General features: G+C 70.4%; 6 protein-coding genes and 1 pseudogene. 3 read left to right on the top strand and 4 right to left on the bottom strand.

Annotation, left to right across the window (positions count from 1 at the left end; translation table 11 throughout):
* Positions 1-548 (top strand): annotated as a pseudogene (locus tag AB0M20_RS28980) (hypothetical protein); the annotation flags it as partial.
* On the opposite strand, the gene AB0M20_RS28975 reads toward AB0M20_RS28980, so the two are convergent.
* From AB0M20_RS28975 to AB0M20_RS28960, 4 genes are all read right to left on the bottom strand, one after another.
* Positions 540-956, bottom strand: a complete 417-nt coding sequence (locus AB0M20_RS28975) for an SRPBCC family protein (protein ID WP_364303484.1) — start codon at positions 954-956, stop codon at positions 540-542. The pseudogene AB0M20_RS28980 and the gene AB0M20_RS28975 overlap by 9 nt on opposite strands.
* 64 nt (positions 957-1,020) lie before the next feature.
* On the bottom strand, positions 1,021-1,194 hold the full coding sequence (locus AB0M20_RS28970) for an AraC family transcriptional regulator (protein ID WP_364303483.1): 174 nt from the start codon (positions 1,192-1,194) through the stop codon (positions 1,021-1,023).
* A 21-nt stretch (positions 1,195-1,215) separates the two neighbouring features.
* On the bottom strand, positions 1,216-1,866 hold the full coding sequence (locus AB0M20_RS28965; RefSeq protein WP_364303482.1) for a DUF6597 domain-containing transcriptional factor: 651 nt from the start codon (positions 1,864-1,866) through the stop codon (positions 1,216-1,218).
* Between the two features lie 34 nt (positions 1,867-1,900).
* The gene (locus tag AB0M20_RS28960; protein WP_364303481.1) at positions 1,901-2,683 is read right to left on the bottom strand and encodes an IclR family transcriptional regulator C-terminal domain-containing protein; all 783 of its coding nucleotides are present in this window, start codon (positions 2,681-2,683) and stop codon (positions 1,901-1,903) included.
* Positions 2,684-2,878: 195 nt separating this feature from the next.
* On the opposite strand from AB0M20_RS28960, the gene AB0M20_RS28955 reads away from it, so the two are divergent.
* Complete coding sequence (locus tag AB0M20_RS28955; RefSeq protein ID WP_364303480.1) at positions 2,879-3,844, top strand: ABC transporter substrate-binding protein; 966 nt, start codon at positions 2,879-2,881, stop codon at positions 3,842-3,844.
* Positions 3,845-3,857: 13 nt separating this feature from the next.
* A partial coding sequence (locus AB0M20_RS28950; RefSeq protein ID WP_364303479.1) for an ABC transporter permease subunit occupies positions 3,858-4,508 on the top strand: 651 nt, incomplete at its 3' end.

The following is a 4,508-nucleotide window of genomic DNA, read 5'->3' as shown; positions in this document are numbered from 1 at the left end:
TGATCGAGCGTCTCCACGACCCGGCCCGCGCGATGAGCTACACGCTCTACGCCTATCAGCCCGATGCCGTCGCCTTCGTGGACTGCCTGCACCTCGGCGAGCGCTGGACGCACCGAGTCGCCCTACCGGCACCGTTCGGGCGGGAGCGGCCGGGCGTCCACGCGATGGCGCTGGCCCCGGCCGGTGACCGCCTGTGCGTCGTGCACGCATCGTCCGGGACAGTGGCCGACATCGACCCGGATCGGCTGGTGGTCGAGCGGGTCGGCCCGTTCGCCGCGGCCGGGGAGAAGGGCAAGCCCAACGCGCGGATCACCGCATCGCGCCAACTCGTCGTCAACGTCGACAACGTGGTGGTGGTCACCGGACCGCGCCGCGAGATCGCTACGCCGGGATCGGCGCGAGGACTTGTTCTGGGCGCCGGTGGGGAAGCCTGGGCCGGGCATCCCGACGGCGTGGTCCGGTACGACCTGGCCACGGGGAAGGAGACCGGGCGGCTCACGGTGCCAGGGCTGTATCTGCTGAAACACGTGAGGGCGGCATCAGGGTGAGAAGGTGGCGGCGAATGCGTTGAGCTGGCCGCTGTCCGCCCTACGGATCGCGGCCCTGATCACCGGTCCCAGCAGCCGGACCGGCCCGGTCATCCGGCAGACGGCGGTCAGGCTCACGTTCGTGCCCTCGCCGTGCCGCGCACACGCGTAGACGTAGTCCGCCACCACCCCGCCCTGGACGGACCTCAACGTGATGCTGCGTCCCGTGTCGAGAGCGGCGATCTCCGACGTGCGTTGCTTGCCGCGCGCGGTGAAGACCAGCGTCGTGCCGATAGCCGTCGGCCCGTCCGCGCGCAACGCGTCCACACCCGGCATCCATCGCGCCGCGTTGTCCCAGTCGATCAGCCGGGCCCACACCGCGTCCACGGGACGGTCGATGGTGGTCTCGGCGGTGAAAACCTCGGTCATGGTGCCTCCGGCTCGTTGTCATCGCCACGGTGCACCTCCAAGACGCTCAGGGATTGGACGAATTTCACCCCACCTCGGGTACGAAACCGGCCGAGACGGCTGCCTCGGCGCGGTCGTACGCCGAGCGTTGGACGGCGATGTACTCCGAAGGCGTCACCCCGGTGTGACGCTTGAAGTCGCGGATCAGGTGTGCCTGGTCGAACCAGCCCAGCTCCGTCGCCTTGTCCGCCCACCCCACCGCATCGTGGACGTCGATGTCCTACAGCAGCCGGCGAACCCGCAGAATGCGCGCCAGTGTGCGCGGGCTGAGCCCCACGTGCTCGGTGAACAGCCGGTCGAGGTAGCCGTGGCTCAGACCGAGCGCCGTCGCGATGTCGCTGACCGGACGACTCGGTTCATCGACGAGGCTCCGGACCGCGACCTCGCACCGTCCGATCGCATACTCGGGAAAGGGCTCCGGCACCCTGAGCGTCTCTTCGACAGCATCGAGAGCCGCTTCCGCGGTCCCACAGGTCAACAGTGCGCTCCGGAGATCGGCGGCCCTCGGCCACACCCGCAGCAGGTCCACGACCCGACCGCGCAGCTTGGCCGGAGCCAACCCCAGAACGGGGCGACAGCCGATCGGCGTGGTGACGATCCCGACGCAGTGCGTCTCGCCCTGAGGCTCGTTGACGATCGGCCGGTCGTGCGGGCCGATCAGAAAACCCGAATCGGCGAGGAGGGCGGTGCCCGCACCGAGCGGGGACTGCCGGATCGGGTCGCCGAGAACGATGGCCGCGACCGTTGAGCCGGTCGGAGCAATCCGCTCTCGTGGCTCGGCCATGCGACCCCGCGCGAACCAGATCGACTCGACGAAACGGCCGGCCGGTCCGGCCTGTCCTGCGAACCGGCGCGACACGTACTCGAACATCACTTGACCGTACTGCCTGACCAGCAGGCCGTAGTCAGCGGCGGCCGCTGGCCGGCAGGTCGGCGGAGATGCGCGCCGCCGCGGCCAGCAGCGGCGGCACGAGGTCGCGGCGCATCGATTCGAGGGTGGTCCGGCTCGCGTGCGCGGACACGTTGACAGCGGCGACGGTACGCCCGGCCCGGTCGCGGATCGGCGCGGCCACCGCCCGCAGACCTTCCTCCAACTCCTGGTCCACCAGGGCCCAACCCTGTGCCCGGACCCGCTGGATCTCCGCCCGTAGCGCCTTCGGCGACGCCACCGTCCGCGGGGTCAGCCGCTCGAGCACCAGCCCCGCCAGGTAGCCGTCCAGATCCGCCTCGGACAGTCCGGCGAGCATCGCCCGGCCCATCGACGTGGCGTACGCGGGGAAGCGGGTGCCCACGCTGATGGCCACGGTCATGATCCGCGACACCGGCACGCGGGCCACATAGACGATGTCGCCGCCGTCCAGCACCGAGACCGAGGACGACTCGCTGACCTCGGCGACCAGCGCCTCCAGGTACGGCTCCGCGATCTCCGGCAGCGTGAGGCTGGACAGGTACGCGTATCCCAACTCCAGCACCCGCGGGCTGAGTGAGAAGAACCGGCCTTCGTTGCGCACGTACCCGAGGTCGGCCAGGGTCAGCAGGGATCGCCGGGCGGCGGCCCGGGTCACGCCGGTCACGCCGGCCACCTCGCTCAGCGTCAGCTCCGACCGGCCCCGGTCGAACGCGCGGAGCACCGCCAGGCCGCGCTCGAGGGACCGCACGAAGTGCGGCGGACGCTCCGCCTCCGGCACCCTGTCACCGCCGATGTGTGCGCTGTGCGAACAGATGTTCCGGGAATCACCGTAGGAAGGGAAGCGGGGACCGTCAACCGGGCTGCAGCCATTGACGGCGATCGGTTCGCGGATCTAGGTTCGGTGAGAATCTCCGTGCGCTTTCCGCACAGTCCGCGCCGACAAGCGAACCTCCCTCTGGTGGATGGAGTTCCGATGCGACGATCCCCCCTGGTTGTGGTGCTCGCGGCGGTGACCCTCGCCCTCGCCGCGTGCGGCGGCGGCTCGGACGACGGCGCCGGACCGGACACCGGCGGCCAGCCGGACAAGGTGAACGCGGGCGTCATCGCGATCCTCGACGTCGCCCCGATCTATCTCGGCAAGCAGAAGGGCTTTTTCAGCAACCGCAACATCGACCTCACCCTGACCACCGCGCAGGGTGGAGCGGCGATCCTGCCGGCCGTGCTCAGTGGGCAGTACCAGTTCGGCTTCAGCAACACCATCTCCCTGCTGCTGGCCAAGTCGCAGAACGCGCCGGTCAAGGTGGTCTCCAACGGCAACAACTCGACCGGCGTCGACGGTAAGGACTTCGCCGGCCTGTTCGTCAAGGCGGACAGTCCCGTCCGGTCACCCAAAGACCTGGCCGGCAAGACCGTCGCGGCCAACACGCTGAAGAACATCGTGGAGACCAGCGTCCGCGCGTCGGTCCGGAAGGACGGCGGCGATGCGGCGGCAGTCAAGTTCACCGAGTTGCCCTTCCCCGAACAGGTGGCCGCGCTGCAGGCCGGCCGGGTCGACGCCATCTTCGTGGTCGAGCCGTTCCAGCAGACGGCGGTCGCGGCCAAGGCCCGCAAGATCGCGTCCAGCTACGTCGACGCGGCGCCCGATCTGACCGTCGCCATGTACTTCACCTCCCAGCAGCTGATCAGCAGCAACGCCGACCTGGTCACCCGCTTCACCGAGGCGATGAAGGAGTCGCTGGCGTACGCCGACGCACATCCCGAGGAGGTGCGCGAGGTGCTCGGCACGTACACCAAGATCCCTCCCGAGGTCCGCGACGCCCTGGTGCTGCCCAAGTGGCCGGCCGACGTGAACCGCCAGTCGGTGGAGGCACTCGCCGACCTGGCGGTGACCGACGGACTGCTGACGCAGAAGCCGGACGTCGCCGCGCTGCTGCCATGACGACCGGACGGGTATGACGGCGGCCGCGGGCGGCGTACCCACAAGAGCCACCCCCGCTCTGCTGGGTGTGCTCGGCCTGGCCACCTTCGCGCTCCTGCTGGAGGTGGCGCCGCGGCTCGGCGTGGTGCCGGCGGAGTATGCACCGCCGACCAGCCGAGTCCTCGCCGCGGTCGCCGACGAGGCGGTGCGGCCGGGGTTCTGGACCGCCCTCGTCGACACCCTCGTCACGTGGGCGGTCGGCCTCGGCATCGCGGTCGCGGCCGGCCTCGTGGCCGGGCTGCTGATCGGCACGGCGCCGTTCCTGCGCGCGGCCACGGCGACCACGATCGAGTTCCTGCGCCCGATCCCGTCGGTCGCCCTCATCCCGCTGGTCATCGTGCTCTACGGCTCGACCATCCGGTCCACTGTGGTCCTGGTCGTGTACGCCGCATTCTGGCAGGTGCTGGTGCAGGTGGTGTACGGCGTCGCGGACGTCGACCCGGTGGCGCGCGACACCGCCCGCTCGTACGGCCTGGGCGCGTGGGACCGGCTGCGCTTCCTGCTCTGGCCGACCGCCCTGCCGTACGTGGTGACCGGTGTGCGGCTGGCCGCCTCGGTCGCGCTGATCCTGGCCGTCACCGGCGAGCTGGTGATCGGCTCTCCCGGCCTGGGCAAGGAGATCGAC

The organism is Actinoplanes sp. NPDC051633, assembly GCF_040681735.1.
GTDB lineage: Bacteria > Actinomycetota > Actinomycetes > Mycobacteriales > Micromonosporaceae > Actinoplanes.
This window is presented reverse-complemented; position numbering and strand designations above follow the sequence as displayed.

Bases quoted from the DNA above. Each gene is read 5' to 3' on its own strand.
- AB0M20_RS28975 (WP_364303484.1), bottom strand. From the start codon at position 956: ATGACCGAGGTTTTCACCGCCGAGACCACCATCGACCGTCCCGTGGAC.
- AB0M20_RS28965 (WP_364303482.1), bottom strand. From the start codon at position 1,866: ATGTTCGAGTACGTGTCGCGCCGGTTCGCAGGACAGGCCGGACCGGCC.
- AB0M20_RS28955 (WP_364303480.1), top strand. From the start codon at position 2,879: ATGCGACGATCCCCCCTGGTTGTGGTGCTCGCGGCGGTGACCCTCGCC.